Source organism: uncultured Neglectibacter sp. (assembly GCA_937958185.1).
In the GTDB taxonomy this organism is placed as follows: Bacteria; Bacillota; Clostridia; order Oscillospirales; family Acutalibacteraceae; genus Acutalibacter.
The window spans coordinates 1-17240 of sequence record CALFFN010000008.1 but is presented as its reverse complement, the minus strand read 5'-3'; the positions used below and the strand labels follow the sequence as shown (position 1 = coordinate 17240).

13 protein-coding genes are annotated in these 17240 nt (G+C 56.6%); 6 read left to right on the top strand and 7 right to left on the bottom strand.

The window, feature by feature from the left end:
* Positions 1-234 precede the first annotated feature (234 nt).
* Entirely contained in the window at positions 235-522 is a 288-nt protein-coding gene (locus AB8996_RS02370; RefSeq protein ID WP_369297373.1) for a hypothetical protein, read from the bottom strand.
* A gap of 141 nt (positions 523-663) precedes the next feature.
* On the opposite strand from AB8996_RS02370, the gene AB8996_RS02365 reads away from it, so the two are divergent.
* Positions 664-1635 carry a carbohydrate kinase gene (locus tag AB8996_RS02365; protein ID WP_369297372.1) on the top strand — a complete coding sequence of 324 codons (972 nt, stop codon included), beginning with the start codon at positions 664-666 and terminating at the stop codon, positions 1633-1635.
* Positions 1636-1740: 105 nt separating this feature from the next.
* Here AB8996_RS02365 and recG read toward each other — a convergent pair whose 3' ends face one another.
* The 5 genes from recG to rny all read right to left on the bottom strand — a co-directional run bounded on the left by recG (position 1741) and on the right by rny (position 9102).
* Positions 1741-3810 (bottom strand): ATP-dependent DNA helicase RecG, encoded by a 2070-nt coding sequence (gene recG, locus AB8996_RS02360; RefSeq protein WP_369297371.1) that lies wholly within the window; start codon positions 3808-3810, stop codon positions 1741-1743.
* 168 nt (positions 3811-3978) lie between these two features.
* Positions 3979-5679 carry a DAK2 domain-containing protein gene (locus AB8996_RS02355; RefSeq protein ID WP_369297370.1) on the bottom strand — a complete coding sequence of 567 codons (1701 nt, stop codon included), beginning with the start codon at positions 5677-5679 and terminating at the stop codon, positions 3979-3981.
* Between the two features lie 286 nt (positions 5680-5965).
* The gene (locus tag AB8996_RS02350) at positions 5966-6739 is read right to left on the bottom strand and encodes a TIGR00282 family metallophosphoesterase (RefSeq protein WP_369297369.1); all 774 of its coding nucleotides are present in this window, start codon (positions 6737-6739) and stop codon (positions 5966-5968) included.
* Between the two features lie 34 nt (positions 6740-6773).
* Positions 6774-7286: an AAA family ATPase gene (locus AB8996_RS02345; protein WP_369297368.1), complete on the bottom strand. Its 513-nt coding sequence runs from the start codon at positions 7284-7286 to the stop codon at positions 6774-6776.
* 256 nt (positions 7287-7542) lie between these two features.
* A complete protein-coding gene (rny, locus tag AB8996_RS02340; protein ID WP_369297367.1) occupies positions 7543-9102 on the bottom strand; it encodes a ribonuclease Y in 1560 nt (519 codons plus the stop codon).
* A 795-nt stretch (positions 9103-9897) separates the two neighbouring features.
* On the opposite strand from rny, the gene thrS reads away from it, so the two are divergent.
* Both thrS and AB8996_RS02330 read left to right on the top strand, forming a co-directional pair.
* Entirely contained in the window at positions 9898-11802 is a 1905-nt protein-coding gene (gene thrS, locus AB8996_RS02335; protein ID WP_369297366.1) for a threonine--tRNA ligase, read from the top strand.
* Between the two features lie 73 nt (positions 11803-11875).
* Entirely contained in the window at positions 11876-12184 is a 309-nt protein-coding gene (locus AB8996_RS02330) for a hypothetical protein (RefSeq protein ID WP_369297365.1), read from the top strand.
* A 4-nt stretch (positions 12185-12188) separates the two neighbouring features.
* Here AB8996_RS02330 and AB8996_RS02325 read toward each other — a convergent pair whose 3' ends face one another.
* Complete coding sequence (locus AB8996_RS02325; protein ID WP_369297364.1) at positions 12189-12773, bottom strand: pentapeptide repeat-containing protein; 585 nt, start codon at positions 12771-12773, stop codon at positions 12189-12191.
* A 228-nt stretch (positions 12774-13001) separates the two neighbouring features.
* Between AB8996_RS02325 and AB8996_RS02320 the strand changes: the two genes are divergently transcribed.
* Genes AB8996_RS02320 through AB8996_RS02310 form a run of 3 tightly spaced genes read left to right on the top strand, consistent with a single transcriptional unit; the run spans position 13002 to position 17106 of the window.
* Positions 13002-13478 (top strand): MarR family winged helix-turn-helix transcriptional regulator, encoded by a 477-nt coding sequence (locus AB8996_RS02320; RefSeq protein ID WP_369297363.1) that lies wholly within the window; start codon positions 13002-13004, stop codon positions 13476-13478.
* The gene (locus AB8996_RS02315) at positions 13475-15196 is read left to right on the top strand and encodes an ABC transporter ATP-binding protein (RefSeq protein ID WP_369297362.1); all 1722 of its coding nucleotides are present in this window, start codon (positions 13475-13477) and stop codon (positions 15194-15196) included. Before AB8996_RS02320 ends, AB8996_RS02315 begins: the two co-directional genes overlap by 4 nt.
* A gap of 2 nt (positions 15197-15198) precedes the next feature.
* Positions 15199-17106, top strand: a complete 1908-nt coding sequence (locus tag AB8996_RS02310) for an ABC transporter ATP-binding protein (protein WP_369297361.1) — start codon at positions 15199-15201, stop codon at positions 17104-17106.
* Positions 17107-17240: the final 134 nt, after the last annotated feature.

Sequence of the window (17240 nt, the reverse complement as noted above, 5' to 3'; positions counted from 1 at the left end):
AAGTTTTTTCGGGTAAGGGCAAAAGATATCATTTTTATGGTAGAACCCTTTTATACGGTAACACGTAGGAGTTTCAAACAAGGCTTGAAACTCCGCGAAAGTCTCCGAGCAGAGCGAGGGGACTTTCTGCACCCGGACCAGCGTCGCAAAAAGTCCGCAAAGCGGACTTTCCTGAAAGAAGCCTTTCCTGAAGAAAGGCTTCTTTTTCGCAAAATTTACTCTTGCGGTGATTTTCTATGCAGAAATGTCGCCTGTCGTGCTCGTCTGCGGCTCCTCTCCGAAAAAAGCCTCGCTCACGTTGCCTAAGCCCTTGTAAACGCGGGCTGGGCTTTTAACGGAAACCTGTTTACTACCAAGTTTTTTCGGGTAAGGGCAAAGGACATCTTTTTTGTAGCAGAACCACAGCAGCGTGCCTTGCGGTGCGTGACTTTTCTTTTGCGCTTGCGTTTGTAATGAGAGAAAGGCACGGTGCGCCCTGATGGTGGGCGTCTCGAACCGCGGGTTTTTATTGCGTTTTTCCATTGCCAAAACCTGCGGAATGGAGGTATAATGATTGCAAAGCGATCTTCACGGAGAACCCCTGAAGCACAGGGCGCTTCTCCAAGTAGTTGGCGCATTTTGCGCCTATCATAAAAAGCTTGAATCAGCGGGAGGAATTTTAACATGGCAGAGCTTCTATCTATGGGCGAGCTTTTGATCGACTTTACCCCTACAGGCGCCACGGAGGACGGGCGGCTGCTGTTTGCCCGGAACCCCGGCGGCGCGCCTGCCAACGTGGCGGTGCAGGCGGTGCGGGCTGGGGTCAGCGCGGGCTTTCTGGGCAGAGTGGGCAGGGATATGTTCGGCGATTTTCTGGCGGAAACGCTGAAAACCTGTGGCGTGGACACGGCGGGGCTGTCTCAGGACGCGGAGCACGCCACCACCCTCGCCTTTGTGCAGCTGAACGACCGGGGCGACCGGGACTTCAGCTTTTATCGGAACCCCGGCGCGGATACCCGGCTTTCCTTTGAGGACATAGATCTGTCCCTGATCGACGGTTGCAGGCTGCTGTGCTTTGGTTCCCTGTTGCTGACGGCGGAGCCTTCCCGGTCAGCGGTGGAGCGCCTGGTGGACTATGCAAGGCAGCGGGGAAAGATCACAGCCTATGACCCCAACTGGCGACCGCCCCTGTGGAAAGATCAGGAAGAGGGCGTCGCCCGCATGAAGAGCCTGGTCTCAAAGGCGGACATCATGAAAGTGTCCGAGGAGGAGCTTGCCCTGCTGACCGGGGAGACCGATCTTGCCGCCGGGGCGGATCAGCTGCTGGCGCAGGGGGTCAGCCTGGCGGCGGTGACGCTGGGCGCGGCGGGCTGCGCAGTGTTTACGGAAAAGCTTTCCCTGCGGAAGCCCACCTATGACACCGCTGTGCGGGACACCACAGGCTCCGGCGACAGCTTCTTCGGCGCGCTTCTGGCGAAAATCGTCCGATCCGGCAAGCGTCCGGCAGAGCTGGCGGAGCAGGAGCTTTCGGAATTTGTTGACTTTGCCAATGCCGCCGGAGCGGTGTGCGCCACAAAGACCGGCGCGATCCCCGCCCTGCCCCGAACGGAGGAGATCGAGCGGTGCAGGGCAGAGGTGCCGCTGTTGAAACTGTAAGAATTGAAACTGTAAGAATGAAATAGAAATCGGCGGACTCGATTTTTCTCAGGTCCGCCGTTTTTTTTATTCATTTTACAAAACCAGCAAAAGCAGGGCGCTGCTTCAGAGGACCACGTCCTCGCCGCCTGATTTGGCAAACAGGCGGCGCACCTCGCTGCGCAAGCCGCGGTACAGGTCGGTTTCCAGCATGGGGCTGGAAAAAAGAGCCTTGGCGCACTGCTGCGCCTGGTGCAGCACCCGCATATCCGTGGACAGATCGGCAATTTTCAGTTGGGGCAAGCCGTGCTGCCGCTGCCCGAAAAAGTCGCCGGGTCCCCGCAGCTTCAAGTCGGCTTCCGCGATCTGGAAGCCGTCGGAGGTGTCCCGGAACAGCGCAAGGCGTTTCAGGGAATCTTCATTTTTGATGTCGGTCACCAGAATGCAGGAGGATTGATAAGTCCCTCTGCCAATGCGCCCCCGGAGCTGGTGAAGCTGGGAAAGCCCATACCGTTCGGCATTTTCAATGAGCATGATGACGGCGTTGGGCACATCCACGCCCACCTCCACCACGGTGGTGGAAACGAGAAGCTGGGTCTCTCCCCGGGAAAAGGCTTCCATGACCTGTTCCTTTTCCGCCGCCTTCATTTTGCCGTGAAGCGCTCCCACCGTATAGCCCGGGAAAGCCCGGCGCACCAGCTCGGCGTACTGGGTCACGCTCATCATGCCGGTTTCGTCCTCGTCGATCAGGGGGCAGATCAGGTACCCCTGCCTGCCCTCGTCCAGATGTTTTTTGATAAAGCCAAACGCCCGCTGGCGCTTGGGCGGGTCGATGAGGTAGGTGTTTATTTTCTGCCGCCCGGGGGGCAGCTCGTCCAGCACGGAGATGTCAAGGTCGCCGTACATCATCAGCGCCAGCGTCCGGGGAATGGGGGTGGCGCTCATCACCAGCAGATGGGGGGAAGCGCCTTTTTTTGCCAGAGCCGAGCGCTGGTTCACCCCGAAGCGGTGCTGTTCATCGGTGACCACCAGCCCCAGATCGCGGAACTGAACTTTATCTCCGATCAACGCGTGGGTGCCGATGACAAGGTCGATCTCTCCCGCTTCCAACGCCGCGAACAGCCGCTTTTTTTCCGCAGCTTTCACGGAGCCTGTGAGCAGGGCGCACCGGACCCCTGCGGGGGCAAGGAGGGAGGAAAGGGAGGAAAAATGCTGGGCTGCCAAAATCTCCGTGGGGGCCATCAGCGCCGCCTGCATACCAGCTTGGATCACCGCCCAGCACAAGGCGGCTGCTACCGCTGTTTTGCCGCTGCCCACGTCTCCCTGCACCAGCCGGTTCATGGGAGAAGCCCCTGCCATATCGGCAACTGCCTCCGTGATGGTGCGCCGCTGGGCGCCGGTGAGGGCGAAGGGCAGCAGGGCGGTGAACCCCTCCGGGAAGCGGTTGGGAATGGGGTGGAGGTTTTCAGACTTTCTTCCCTGCTTAATGCCCATAAGCCCAAGCTGCAATACCAGAAATTCTTCAAAAATCAGCCGGTACCGGGCGGTGGCAAGCTTTTCCTCCGACTGGGGGAAATGAATGTGCTCCAGCGCATAACCCAAATGGCAGAGCTGGTATTTTTCCCGCAGCTCCGGGGGAAGGGGGTCGTTGACCGTTTCCGGCAGCAGCTTCAGTGCTTCCTGCACGGCGTTGGAAATCATACGGGAGGTCAAGCCCTGGGTGGCGGGATAAATGGGGACGATGGCGGGGTTCTTTGCTTCCGGCAGAAATTCCGGCGCGGTCATTTCCCGGCGCAGCAGGGTGCCGGTGACCTTTCCCCGGAAGATGTATTCCTCTCCGGCTTTCAGCAGGTTGGGAATGTAGCGGTTGTTGAAAAAGGTCAGCCCCATGTCGGAAAGCCCATCGGATACGAGGACCTTGTACAGCAGCTTGCCGCCCTTGACGCGGTGCTCGGTGGGAGTCTTCACCACGGTGGCTCTGACCACGGCGATCTCATTCAGGGTGGTGTCCGCAATGGAGACGGGACAGCTCCAATCCTCATAGGCGCGGGGATACAGCCGGAGCAGGTCGCCCACAGTGGGCGCGCCCAGCCTGCGGAACAGAACCGCCCGCTTTTCGCCCACGCCCCGCAGGGTCTTGATGTCTTTTTCAAAGAGTGTCGCCACGGCGGTATCCTCCTTCCCGGTGGTTTCCAAAAAAGAAGCCTTTCCTACACAGAGCTTTCGCAGTGGAAGTGTCCGTCCTGAAAGTTATATGTGTATTCTCCCCCGCCGCAGGCGGGGGAGAATACACATTAGCTCAGCGGAATGGACCCTCGCTTTCGCAGTGTCATGTAAGAAAGGCGTCGATTGGGCAAAAATGAATTATTCTACGGAAATAATAAAGTAGTACACCGGCTGACCGCCGTTGACCAGGGTGATCTCCACATCGGAGTGGAGCTTCCCGAGCAGCGTCCGGCGGGCTTCCTCCGCCTGCTCCTCTGTGATCCCCTCGCCGTATACCAGGGTGATAAAGGAGGTGCGCTTCGTCACAAAGGAACGGGCGACCTTCACACAGGCGGCGACAGGGTTTTTCTCGATATATTCCAGCTTGCCGTTTGTCAGCCCCAGAATGTCCCCGCGGCGAATGGTGTGCCCGCCAAATTCGGAATCCCTGGCGGCAAAGGTCACAAGCCCGGTGTCCACATTCTCAATGGCTGCCATCATGGCTTCCTGGTTTGTTTCGGCGTCGGAATCGGGGTCAAACGCCAGCATGGCAGAAAGCCCCTGGGGGATCGTCCTGGTGGGGACCACAATGATCTCCCGGTCGGTGACCATAGAGATCGCCTGCTCCGCCGCCAGAATGATGTTCTTGTTATTGGGCAGCACGAAAACCTTTTTTGCCGGGGTGGCAAGGGCGGCTTCCAGAATGTCCTCTGTGCTGGGGTTCATGGTCTGCCCGCCGCTGACGACAACGGAACAGCCCAACTCCTGGAACAGTCCCTTTAAGCCCTCTCCGGCAGCCACGGAAATGAAGCCCAGTTCTTCCACAGGCTCCTGGGGCGCAAGCTTTTCTTCCTTCGGCTGTGCCTGGGCGGCAGCGGCTTTCGCCGCGTCGTTTTCCTCCGCCGCCTTGCGGTGCTGTTCCTTCATATTCTCGATTTTCACCGTCAGCAGCTGCCCGTATTGCAGCGCCATCTGCAAAGCGTCGCCGGGGTTCTCCGTGTGGACGTGGACCTTGATGATCTCCTCGTCGTCCACCACCACAACGCAGTCGCCAATGGTTTCCAAAAACAGCCGCAGCTCCAGCGGGTCCTTGGGAATGTCGGGGTCGCGCCCTACAATAAATTCCGTGCAGTAGGTGAAATTGATCTCGCTGTCAAACTCGGCGGCAACATTGCGGAAAAATTCCGCCGTTTCCGCTTCCTTTTCCTCTTTTGTCAACCCGGACTCTATCACGGTATCGTCCCGGAACACGCTGAGCATACCCTCGAAAATCAGGCACAAACCCTGCCCGCCGGCGTCCACCACCCCAGCCTTTTTCAGCACGGGCAGCAGGTTCGGGGTGTCCTCCAGAGCTTCTCCGGCACCGGCGCAAATGGCTTCCCACAGCTGTACGGGGTCGGGCTCCGCGTCCTCCCCGGCAGCGTCCAGCAGCTTTCTCGCCTGTTCGGCAGCCACCCGGGCAACGGTGAGGATCGTGCCCTCGGTGGGCTTCATCACCGCCTTGTAAGCGGCGTCCACGCCCAGCTCTAAAGAACGGACCATGTCTTCCGCGCCGATGGTCTCTTTCCCGTCCAGCCCCTGGGAGATACCCCGGAACAGCAGGGAAAGAATGACGCCGGAATTGCCCCTTGCGCCCCGCAGCATGGAGGAGGCGGCTTTCTTTGCCACTTCTCCCACGGACGCGCTGTCCGAAAGGCTGTCCATTTCCTCGGCGGCAGCGCCGATGGTCATGGACATATTCGAGCCCGTATCGCCGTCCGGCACAGGGAAGATGTTCAGCTCATTGACCTGCTTCTTGTATTTCGCAATGTTATTCGAGCCGGAAATGATCGCATTTTTCAACTGGCTGCCAGAAATCACGGAAAACACTCCTTCAGAGGTTACGCAGCCGGGTCTGGTCTGCGCGTATAGGCATATTTTTATTTATTTTAAGCGCAAAACGCGCCAACAGCACTTTGCAGTGGGCAATCGGGAAGCTTCCTTGTACAAACCACAGGGGAATTACCCGACCACAGGTTTTTGTGCCCTCTCTAACATCTAGAGTCCAGAATCTAGCGTCTATTATAGCATAGCCCCCCGGAAAATACAACGGCTTTCCTGAAAAAGCCGGGAAGCATTTGGGACCGCTTTTTCCGGGGGAGGGAAATCACGTCAGGGAAATCCGTTCCGCGCCGGTGCAAAGCCCGGTTTTTTCGTCGGCGGTGAACAGCACGCAGTCCATGTGGCAGGGAGGGGGAGCGTTTTCAAAGCGGACGGGCAGCTTCGTGGTAAGCTTGCGAATGATAAGCTCCGGCTTTACACCCAGAACGGACTGGATCGCCCCTGTCATGCCCACGTCGGTGATATATCCCGTGCCCTTGGGCAGCACGCATTCATCGGCGGTCTGCACGTGGGTATGGGTGCCGAACAGGGCGGTGACCCTGCCGTCGGCAAAAAAACCCATCGCCCGCTTTTCCCCTGTGGCTTCCGCGTGGAAGTCCACAATGCAGAGCTTGGGCAGGTCAGGGATCTTCAGCAGCTCCTCCAGGGTCTCAAAAGGGCTTTTCAGGCTTTCCAGGTACACCGTGCCCAAAAGGTTTATCACGGCGACCTGCACCCTGCCCAGATCGACAATGCACAGCCCCCGCCCCGGCGTGGTTCTGTCGGGAAAATTTGCAGGGCGCAGCAGGGTTTCCGCGGAATCGTACAGCGCGAAGGCTTCCTTTCGCCGGAAGCTGTGGTTCCCGGTGGTGACCACGTCCACGCCGCTGTCCAGCAAATGCCGGAGGGAGGCGGGGGTCACGCCGTTGCCGTCGGCAGAATTTTCCCCGTTGGCAATGACAAAGTCGATCGCTTTCAGCTTCTTCAGGGCGGGGAGCCGTTCCCGCAGGAACTCGCAGCCCCCTGTGCCCACCACGTCGCCGATACAGAGAATATTCATTTTTCTCGCTCCTTTCCGGGAAAAGACCCTTTCGTCAAAGCTCGATCTCCACCTGATAGCTCTTGTCGATCAAAACAGGCTTATACCCGTATTTCCTGCACAGCTCCAGATTCTGCCTGTTTTCCAGCAGCACGTTTTCCAGAGAAAACGAGGGGTCGTCCGGGCGGTTCTCTATCACGCTCTCATAGGTCCTGATGTCCTGAAAGTGGGCTTTGATATAGGATTCCGTCATCACAAGGCAAAAATACCTGATCTGCCGCAGATAGTCTTCCGTAAAATCCTTCTGCCAGTCAAAGGGAATGTAGCAGCCCTCTATGATGAGGTTCTGACCGTTCTCCACCGCCGTTTTTACGATCTCCCGGAGCACGGGCCAGAGGTAGGCGGTCAGCTTGTCGTCGTCCTCCGGCGTCAGGCTGGTGAGCCCGCTGCGGATCAGCCCCATTTTCAGGTGGTCGATGGAGAGATAGGGAAAGCCGTATTTTTCAAGAAGCCGCTGGGCAAGCGCGGTTTTCCCGGTGTGGGACGCCCCGGCAAGCAGCACGATCATTTCGCTTCCTCCTGTAGGTTTGCTTTTTCAGTACAAAAGGGTACACATCTGTGTACCCTGAGCGTGAATCTTTTCTTCACGCTCAAACATATTGAGGAAATCATAGATTTTCTCAATATGTTTTGATTGAAAAACGAGAGAGGGACCCTGATGGTCCCCTCTCGTAACTCTTCCCCCTTCCGTTTCTACGGTTGGAGGGTTTTATTGACAGTCTTGCGGATGCACAGGCGTGTACCCAATGCTTTGTGCAGGATTATTATTTGGCGTAATCCACTGCCCGGCTTTCCCGGATCATGTTCACCTTGATCTGACCGGGATAGTCCAAGTCTTCCTCAATTTTCTTGCATATGTCTCTGGCAAGCAGCGTCATCTGTTCGTCGCTGACCGTTTCCGGCTTTACCATGACGCGGATCTCTCTGCCTGCCTGAATGGCATAGCAGCTATCCACACCGTTGAAGGAGGAAGCGACCTCCTCCAGCTTTTCCAGCCGCTTGATGTAGTTTTCCAGATTTTCCCGGCGCGCCCCCGGTCTGGCGGCGGAAATGGCATCCGCAGCCTGTACCAGGCAGGCGATGATGGTCTTCGCTTCCACGTCGCCGTGGTGGGCGGCGATGGCGTGAACGACGGTTTCGCTTTCCCGGTACTTTTTGGCAACGTCCACGCCGATCTGCACGTGGGAGCCCTCCATCTCGTGATCGAGGGACTTGCCGATATCGTGGAGCAGACCTGCCCGCTTGGCGATGGTGGGGTCAAGCCCCAGCTCAGACGCCATCAAGCCGGCAAGCAGCGCCACCTCGATGGAATGGTTCAGCACGTTCTGACCGTAGCTGGTGCGGTACCGCAGCCGTCCCAGAAGCTTGATAAGCTCGTGGTGGATCCCGTTGACGCCCACCTCCATGACGGCGCGTTCGCCCTCCGCCTTGATGGTGGCGTCCACCTCGCGGCGGGCTTTTTCCACAGTCTCCTCAATGCGGGTGGGGTGGATACGCCCATCGGAAATGAGCTTTTCCAGCGCCACACGGGCAACCTCCCGGCGAACCGGCTCAAAGCTGGACAGCGTAATGGCTTCCGGCGTGTCGTCGATAATCAGGTCGACCCCGGTCAGGGTCTCGATGGCGCGAATGTTCCTGCCCTCCCTGCCGATGATACGGCCCTTCATCTCATCGTTGGGCAGGGGCACCACGCTGATGGCGGCTTCCGATACCTGATCCGCCGCGCAGCGTTGGATCGCCAGGGCGATGATCTCCCGGGCGGCGCTGTCGCTTTCCTCCTTGGTCTGCTGCTGGTACTCCATGACCTTCACAGCCTTTTCGTGCACCAGCTCGCTTTCCAGGTTTTTCAGCAGGTATTCTTTCGCCTGTTCCACCGTAAAGGAAGAGATTTTTTCCAGCATGTCAAACTGGCTCTTTTTCACGGCTTCGGCTTCCTTCAGGCGTTCCTCCGCCTTCTTGTTCTTCTGGTCTACCTGTTCTTCCTTGCGCTCCACATTTTCCAGCTTCTTTTCCAGGCTTTCCTCCTTTTGCAGGATTCGTCTTTCCTGATGCTGAATTTCTTTTCTGCGGTCGGTCAGTTCCTTTTCGGAATCATTGCGCAAACGGTGGACTTCGTCCTTACCCTCCAGCACGATCTCCTTTTTCTTTGCTTCCGCTGTTTTTACCGCGTCGCCGATAATGCGCTTGGCTTCCTGCTCGGCAGAGCCGATGGCGGATTCCGCCTTGTTTTTCCGATAGGACATTCCAAAGAAGAACGCCAGCGCCCCCACAAGGGCGGCGGCAGCCACAGCGATGATGACGCACAGCCAAATTGGGATCTGCAATTGGGCACCTCCTTTTCTCGTTTTTTGTTTTCAAAGTCTAAAATGATTAAAAATGAAATGCCGGAGCAGCGGCAGCGCAAAGCATGCCCTTGCTCCGGAAATGCAGAACGGGTCACATCCACTATTGTTCGGTTTTCTTTTTCATTTGTGTTACGGTGTGCCCGGCAGCCGCGAAGCGCGAAAAATGCCGAAACAGCCAGAGTTTATCCTAAGTAACGTAATATGGTAAAATGAAAAACTGAAGGAAATAGAAGATATATATAAAAAGCACCGTGTGCATTCCGTTTCTAATTGTATCTCCAAACAGCCCCTATTGTCAAGAAAATTGTAACTTTTTCTTCAGAATTTAGTTACAATACGGTTACAAAATTGAAATTTTTCCGAATTTTCCCGGCGTTTTCCCTCTTGACAAACATTTTTTCCAATGCTATGATGGCTTCAATACGAGAAACGCTGAGAAAAGGAAGTCCCTGTTTCCGAAAATCCCGCAAAAGAGAGCTGGCGCCATGGGCTGAAAGCGCCGGCGGCGAGGCGGAGCAATCCGCCGGGACAGGGGTACCACCTTTGAGCGGCTGCCGAACGCCGATTTTGTAAAAAAGCGGTTTAAGGACAGACGGCTGGCATCGTTACCTGCCATAACGAGGAAGCGCCCGGTCTTCCGCTCAGGAGGGCGGCGCTTTGAATCCGGGTGGAACCGCGGACGTAAGGAAAATTTTTGAAACCTTTGCGCCTGCCCCAGAATTGGCTGGGGCAGGCTGTTTTTATTTTTGCCCCGGCAGAAAGGAGAGCTTCCCAATGATCAAGATCGACCTGAAAGGACAAGTAAGAGAATTTGAAAGCGGCGTGACTGCCGCCGAGGTGGCAAAGTCCATCGGCATGGGGCTTTACAAGTCCGCCTGTGCCGCCCGCATTGACGGCGAGGTAAAGGACCTGCGCACCCCTATTACAAAGGACTGCGCGCTGGAGATCCTCACCTTTGACGACGCCGACGGCAAGCACGCCTACTGGCACACCACCTCCCACATTATGGCGCAGGCGGTGAAGCGCCTGTATCCCGGCACGAAATTCGCCATCGGACCTGCCATCGAAAACGGCTTCTACTACGATTTCGATTTGGAAACGCCCCTGTCCTCTGAGGATCTGCCCAAGATCGAGGACGAGATGAAGAAGATCATCAAGGAGAATCTGGAACTGGAGCGCTTTGAGCTGCCCCCGGAGGAAGCCAGAGCGGAAATGGCAGGGCAGGAGTACAAGCTGGAGCTGATCGACGAGCACTCCGCAGGGGGGGAAAAGATCAGCTTCTACCGGCAGGGCGACTTTGAGGACCTGTGCGCGGGACCCCACCTGATGGGCACCGGCAGCGTCAAGGCGGTGAAGCTCACCTCCATCACAGGCGCTTACTGGCGGGGCGACGCCACCAAGAAGATGCTGACCCGCGTGTACGGCATTTCCTTCCCCAAGCAGTCGGAGCTGGACGAGTACCTGCAAATGCTGGAGGAGGCAAAGAAACGCGACCACCGCAAGCTGGGCAAGGAGCTGGGGCTCTTTATGCTGCGGGACGAGGGACCGGGCTTCCCGTTCTTCCTCCCCAAGGGCATGGTGCTGAAAAATACCCTGATCGATTATTGGCGGCAGGTACACAAAAAGTACGGCTATCTGGAAATCTCCACTCCCATGATGATGAACCGCCAGCTTTGGGAGCGCAGCGGTCACTGGGACCATTACAAGGACAATATGTACACCACCGTCATCGACGATACGGACTTTGCCATTAAGCCCATGAACTGTCCCGGCGGTATGCTGGTCTATGCCAGCGAGCCCCATTCCTACCGGGAGCTGCCCCTGCGGGTGGGCGAGCTGGGGCTTGTGCACCGCCACGAGCTTTCCGGCACCTTGCACGGTCTGTTCCGGGTGCGCTGCTTCACCCAGGACGACGCCCACATCTTCATGACAAGAGAGCAAATGCAGGACGTGATCCAGGAAACGGTGCGCCTATTTGACGAGGTGTATTCCACTTTTGGGCTCACCTATACCATCGAGCTTTCCACCATGCCCGAGGATCATATCGGCGAAGTGGAGGAATGGGAGCGCAACCAAGATATCCTGAAAAACGCCATCACGGCAATGGGGAAGGACTATGTCATCAACGAGGGTGACGGCGCGTTTTACGGACCTAAGCTGGACTTCCACATCGCGGATTCCCTGGGGCGCACCTGGCAGTGCGGCACCATTCAGCTGGACAGCCAGCTGCCGGAACGCTTTGAGCTGGAATATACCGGGTCGGACGGGGAAAAGCACCGCCCGGTGATGATCCACCGCGTGGTGCTGGGCTCTATCGAGCGCTTTATCGGCGTGATTACCGAGCACTTTGCCGGGAAATTCCCGTTGTGGCTGTCCCCTGTGCAGGCGGTGATCCTGCCTATTTCCGAGCGCCATCACGAGTATGCCCAGTCCCTGAAGGAGCAGCTGGAGGCTGCCGGGCTGCGGGTGGAATGCGACACCAGAAATGAGAAGATCGGGTATAAGATCAGAGAAGCCCAGCTTCAGCAGACCCCCTATATGCTGGTCGTAGGCGACAAGGAAGCGGAGAGCGGCACCATCTCTCCCCGCCACCGCAGGGACGGCGACCTGGGCGCCATGACCGTGGAGGAATTTATCGCCAAGACCACGGAGGAGATCGCTTCCAGAGAGATCAAGTGATGATGCCGTGTCGGGGCTTTCCGTATCCCGGCACAGTGCATTATACTCTGCCGGGGCGTGACACGGAAAGCCTTTGGCACAGGCGGCCGTTTTTGGCGGCGATCCCTTTGGAGCAGGGAAGATAATAGCAGAAAAATCCGGCAAGATAGGGTTACCTGTTTTGCCGGATTTCTTTGTATACCAAAGTAAAGAAACCACCCGCAGTACGCAGCTTGCTAAAGCAGGTGGGAATGGACAGACTTTAGGAAAAGTAGAAAAAGAATTTCTGTCAGATAGAATGAGTGAGGCTGCCAACCGCACAAAACTAAAAATCGGGAGATGGCGAAATAAAAAGCCAGGTGACATAGATAGGAACGATTTAGAGAGAACAGCGCGAGCGTAAAAACCTACTCGTCAATTTTTACCCCCAGCGGACCCAGCAGCCGTATGGCTTCCGGCAGGGAAAAGCGGGCGTCCTTTACTTTGTTGGTCAGCACGTCGATCCGATAACCCACAGCGCGGCGGAAGTCGGCTTTGCGGAGATCGCACTGGAAAAATTCCGTATTTTGCAGGCTGCAATCCTGGAAATTGCTCTCCGTCAGCTTGCATTCGGCAAACATGGATTCCACCAGCTCCGAGCCGGAAAAGTCGAACCGGGCAAGGTTCAGGCTGGAAAAGGAATTGTATTTCAGGCGGCAGCGCTCCATGCGGGAAATGGGCTCGGAAAACCGCCCGGCGGGCTGAAGCAGCCCCCAGTTTATCCCGGTGAGAGCGCATTCCGTAAATTCACCGAATTTGATCTGGCTGCTTTCCACCTTCAGGGAAGTCACCCGGCAGCGGAGAAAGGCACAGCCGGAAAAATCGCAGTGCCGCAGGGTGCAGGCGTCCAGAGAGCAGTCGGTAAAGGTACAGTCCACAAACTGCAAGCCCTCCAGGACCTCCCCCTGCAGCTTCTTCCCCTGAAAATCGCGCCCTTCAAAATAGGTTTCCATAGCAGTTCTCTCTTTCCGGGTTTTCTCATGCTTATTTTATCCGATATCCCCTGTCTTTGCAAGCCCCGGCTGGACTTCCCCTGCCGGAACAAAAAAATTTATTTTTTGTGCTTGACAAATGATGGAAACGCTCTTATAATAATGTTCGTAACCGAACAGTGCGGAAACGAACAGTTTATTACAAAACAATTCGGATGCAAACAATCTAGAGAAAGGAGAGCATTTTGTATGTCCCATGAGGAGGAAATCGGGTTTCAGGTGCGCACATTGTCGCATATGATCAAACACGCAGTGAATCAGATGGCTTTTTCCGATATGCCGGGAGAAGTGACCGGCATGCAGGGGTGGATCATGGGCTATCTGTATGAAAACAGGGAAAAGGATATTTTCCAGCGGGATATCCAGGCGCGGTTTTCCATCAGCCGTTCTACCGTGACGGGTATTTTACAGCAGATGGAAAAAAATGGAATGATTTATCGGGAATCCGTGGACTGGGACGCACGTCTCAAAAAATTGAGCTTGACCCCGAAAGCACTGGAGCACCACGCAAAGGTGATGGACAGCATTCGGAAAACGGAAGAAACTTTGATCCATACACTGACGGAGGAGGAACGGAAAACATTCCTTGCGCTCTGTGAGAAAATCGCCCAGGGGATCACTGCCCTGGAGCAGAATATTCCACCAAAAGGGAGGAACTTACCGTGATTAAAAAGCTTGCCGGGTCGATCCGGCAATACAAAAAGGATTCTATTTTAGCGCCCCTCCTTGTGACCATGGAGGCTGTGATGGAAGTGGTGATCCCACTCCTGATGGCAAACCTCATCGACTTTGGCATTGAAGCGGGCAACATGAGCTACATTCTCAAAATGGGCGCCGCGCTGGCAGGCTGCGCCGTGATCTCTCTGGCGTTCGGCGTGCTTTCGGGGCGGAGCGCCGCCAAGGCTTCCACCGGCTTTGCCGCCAATCTGAGAAAGGATATGTACTACAACGTACAGCGCTTTTCCTTCTCCAATATCGACAAATTTTCCACCGGCAGCATCGTCACCCGGCTGACCACGGACGTGACCAATGTGCAGAACGCGTTCCAGATGATCATTCGCATGGCGGTGCGGGCGCCCATGATGCTGATTTTCGCTTTGGTGATGTCCTTCAGCCTGAACGCCCAGCTGTCTCTGATTTTCGTCGTTGCCATTCCCATTCTGGGCGGCGGCATGATCTTCCTTTCCACCAGGGCCTACCCGGTGTTTGAGCGCATGTTCAAGCGGTACGACAAGCTGAATACCATCGTGCAGGAGAACCTGCGGGGCATTCGGGTGGTCAAGGCGTTTGTCCGGGAAGATTATGAAACGGAGAAGTTCACCACCGCTTCCGAGGATATCCGCAAAGAATCCACCCTGGCTGAAAAAATCCTTGCGCTCACCTCTCCCCTGAGCCAGTTCTGCATGTACGGCGCTATTCTTCTGATCTCCTGGATGGGCGCAAAGTTTATCGTCGGCGGCAGCATGACCACCGGGCAGCTGATGAGCACGATCTCCTACGCTTCTCAGATATTGATGAGCCTGATGATGCTTTCCATGATCTTTGTCATGGTCATCATGTCCCAGGCTTCCGCCAAGCGTATCGTGGAAATCCTGGAAGAAGAGCCCGATATCGTGGACGGCAAAAAGAACCTGACCGAAGTAAAGGACGGCTCCGTGGTATTCGACCATGTGGAGTTCCGCTACAAGAAGGGCGGCAAACCCTGTCTTTCCGACATAAATTTAAACATACAGCCCGGGCAGACCGTGGGCATTCTGGGTGGCACAGGCAGCGGCAAGAGCAGCCTGGTGCAGTTGATCCCCCGCCTGTATGACGTGGCGGAGGGGCGCGTATTGGTCGGCGGCGAAGACGTGCGGGACTACAATCTGGAAGCCCTGCGCGAGGCGGTCGCCATGGTGCTGCAGAAGAACGAGCTGTTCTCCGGCACGATCAAGGAAAACCTGCGCTGGGGCAACGAGCATGCCACCGACGAGGAGATCGAGCATGTCTGCAGGCTCAGCCAGGCGGATTCCTTTATCCGGGAATTCCCCGACGGGTATGACACCCACATCGAGCAGGGCGGCACCAATGTGTCCGGCGGGCAGAAGCAGCGTCTCTGCATTGCCAGAGCATTGCTGAAAAAGCCCAAGGTGCTGATTTTGGACGATTCCACCAGCGCCGTGGATACCCAGACAGACGCCATGATCCGGCAGGCGTTCCGGGAGGAAATTCCCGGCACCACAAAAATCATCATCGCCCAGCGTGTGGCTTCGGTGCAGGACGCCGACCAGATCATAGTGCTGGACGGCGGCAAAGTGGCGGACGTGGGCACCCATGAAGAATTGATGCAGTCCAGCCCCATTTACCGCGAAGTATATGAATCCCAGCAGAAAGGAGAGGATTAACTATGCCAGGACCGAGACATCCGGGAGGAGCAGCCTTTGCCGGCGGCAAAAAGGCAAAGAATCCTCTGAAGACCATTCAACGCATTTTAAGCTATATCCGCGGCATGAACCGTTTTCGGTTCATTGCGGTGCTCGTCTGTATCTTTATCAGCGCCATTGTCAGCGTGATCGGCTCCATGTTCCTGCAAACGCTGATCGACGACTACATCACTCCCCTGCTGGGCGACCCGAACCCGGTGTTCACCGGGCTATTAAAGGCGATCGGCATTATGGGGCTCATCTATCTGGCAGGCATTCTTTCCGCGTTCCTGCAGAACTGGTTCATGGCGACTGTCTCCCAGGGCGTGCTGAAGGACATTCGGGACGATATGTTCACCCATATGCAGACCCTGCCCATTCGCTATTTTGACACCCACACCCACGGCGATACCATGAGCCGCTACACCAACGACACCGACACCATGCGGCAGCTCATCTCTCAAAGCGTGCCCCAGCTGTTCTCGTCGCTTATCACCATTGTTTCCGTGTTTGTCGCCATGATTACCACCAGCGTCCCGCTGACCCTTCTGGTGCTGGCGTTCGTGGCGCTGATGATGGTGCTGACCCGTTTCATCGGCAGCCGCAGCGGCAAGTATTTCAAGCGCCAGCAGAAATCCCTGGGCGCGGTCAACGGCTACATTGAGGAAATGGTCGCCGGGCAGAAGGTTATTAAGGTGTTCTGCCACGAGGAAAAGGCGAAAGAGGAATTTGACAGGCTGAACACCACCCTGCGGGACGAATCCAGCCAGGCGAATATCTATTCCAACATCATGGGTCCCGTCATGGGCAACCTGGGGCACTTGCAGTATGTGCTCATTGCCGTTGCCGGCGGCGCGCTGGCGCTGGGCGGCGTGGGCGGCTTGACGCTGGGCGGAATCGCGGCGTTTTTGCAGCTGAGCCGCAGCTTTACCATGCCCATCAGCCAGGTCTCCCAGCAGTTCAACATGATCGTTATGGCGCTGGCAGGCGCCGAGCGCGTCTTTGACCTGATGGACGAGGAGCCGGAGCAGGACGAGGGCTACGTCACCCTGGTGAACGCCAGAGAAGAAAACGGCGAGATCGTGGAGAGCAAAGAGCGCACCGGCATGTGGGCGTGGAAGCACCCCCACGGCGACGGCACCGTGACCTATACTAAACTCACCGGCAGAGTAGAGCTTTTCGACGTGGATTTCGGCTACAACCCGGATAAGCTGGTGCTGCACGACATTTCTATCGACGCCGAGCCGGGCAGGAAGATCGCCTTTGTGGGCGCTACAGGCGCGGGCAAGACCACCATCACGAACCTCATCAACCGCTTCTATGACATTGCCGACGGCAAAATACGCTATGACGGCATCAATATTAATAAGATCAAAAAGCCCGACCTCCGCCGCTCCCTGGGCATCGTGCTGCAGGATACCAACCTGTTCACCGGCACCGTGCGGGAAAATATCCGTTACGGCAAGCTGGACGCTACCGAGCAGGAGATCGAGGCGGCGGCAAAGCTTGCCAATGCGGATGACTTTATCCGCCGTCTGCCCGAGGGCTACGACACCGTGCTGTCCGGCGACGGCAGCGGGCTTTCCCAGGGGCAGCGGCAGCTGCTGTCCATTGCCAGAGCCGCTGTAGCCGACCCGCCCGTCATGATTTTGGACGAGGCGACCTCCTCCATCGACACCCGCACCGAACAGCTGGTGCAGCGGGGCATGGACGGTCTGATGCACGGGCGCACCGTGTTCGTCATCGCCCACCGCCTGTCCACCGTGCAGAACTCCGACAGCATTCTGGTGCTGGAGCTGGGGCGTATCATCGAGCGCGGCAACCACAACCAGCTGATTGCCGCAAAGGGTAAATACTATCAGCTTTACACAGGCGCTTTCGAGCTGGAATAAACATGGGCTGAAAATAATAGAAAGGAGCCGCCCCGGCAGGGAAACTGCCGGGGCGGCTTTCTTTATACCAATAAAGAAACCACCTGCTATGCAGGTGGAATGGATAAACTTTAGTGAAAGGGAGAAAAAGTGGA

Excerpts from the sequence above, each read along its gene's own strand:
- AB8996_RS02370 (WP_369297373.1), bottom strand. The coding sequence starts at position 522 with ATGGAAAAACGCAATAAAAACCCGCGGTTCGAGACGCCCACCATCAGG.
- AB8996_RS02365 (WP_369297372.1), top strand. The coding sequence starts at position 664 with ATGGCAGAGCTTCTATCTATGGGCGAGCTTTTGATCGACTTTACCCCT.
- AB8996_RS02350 (WP_369297369.1), bottom strand. The coding sequence starts at position 6,739 with ATGAATATTCTCTGTATCGGCGACGTGGTGGGCACAGGGGGCTGCGAG.
- AB8996_RS02345 (WP_369297368.1), bottom strand. The coding sequence starts at position 7,286 with ATGATCGTGCTGCTTGCCGGGGCGTCCCACACCGGGAAAACCGCGCTT.
- thrS (WP_369297366.1), top strand. The coding sequence starts at position 9,898 with ATGATCAAGATCGACCTGAAAGGACAAGTAAGAGAATTTGAAAGCGGC.
- AB8996_RS02325 (WP_369297364.1), bottom strand. The coding sequence starts at position 12,773 with ATGGAAACCTATTTTGAAGGGCGCGATTTTCAGGGGAAGAAGCTGCAG.
- AB8996_RS02320 (WP_369297363.1), top strand. The coding sequence starts at position 13,002 with ATGTCCCATGAGGAGGAAATCGGGTTTCAGGTGCGCACATTGTCGCAT.
- AB8996_RS02310 (WP_369297361.1), top strand. The coding sequence starts at position 15,199 with ATGCCAGGACCGAGACATCCGGGAGGAGCAGCCTTTGCCGGCGGCAAA.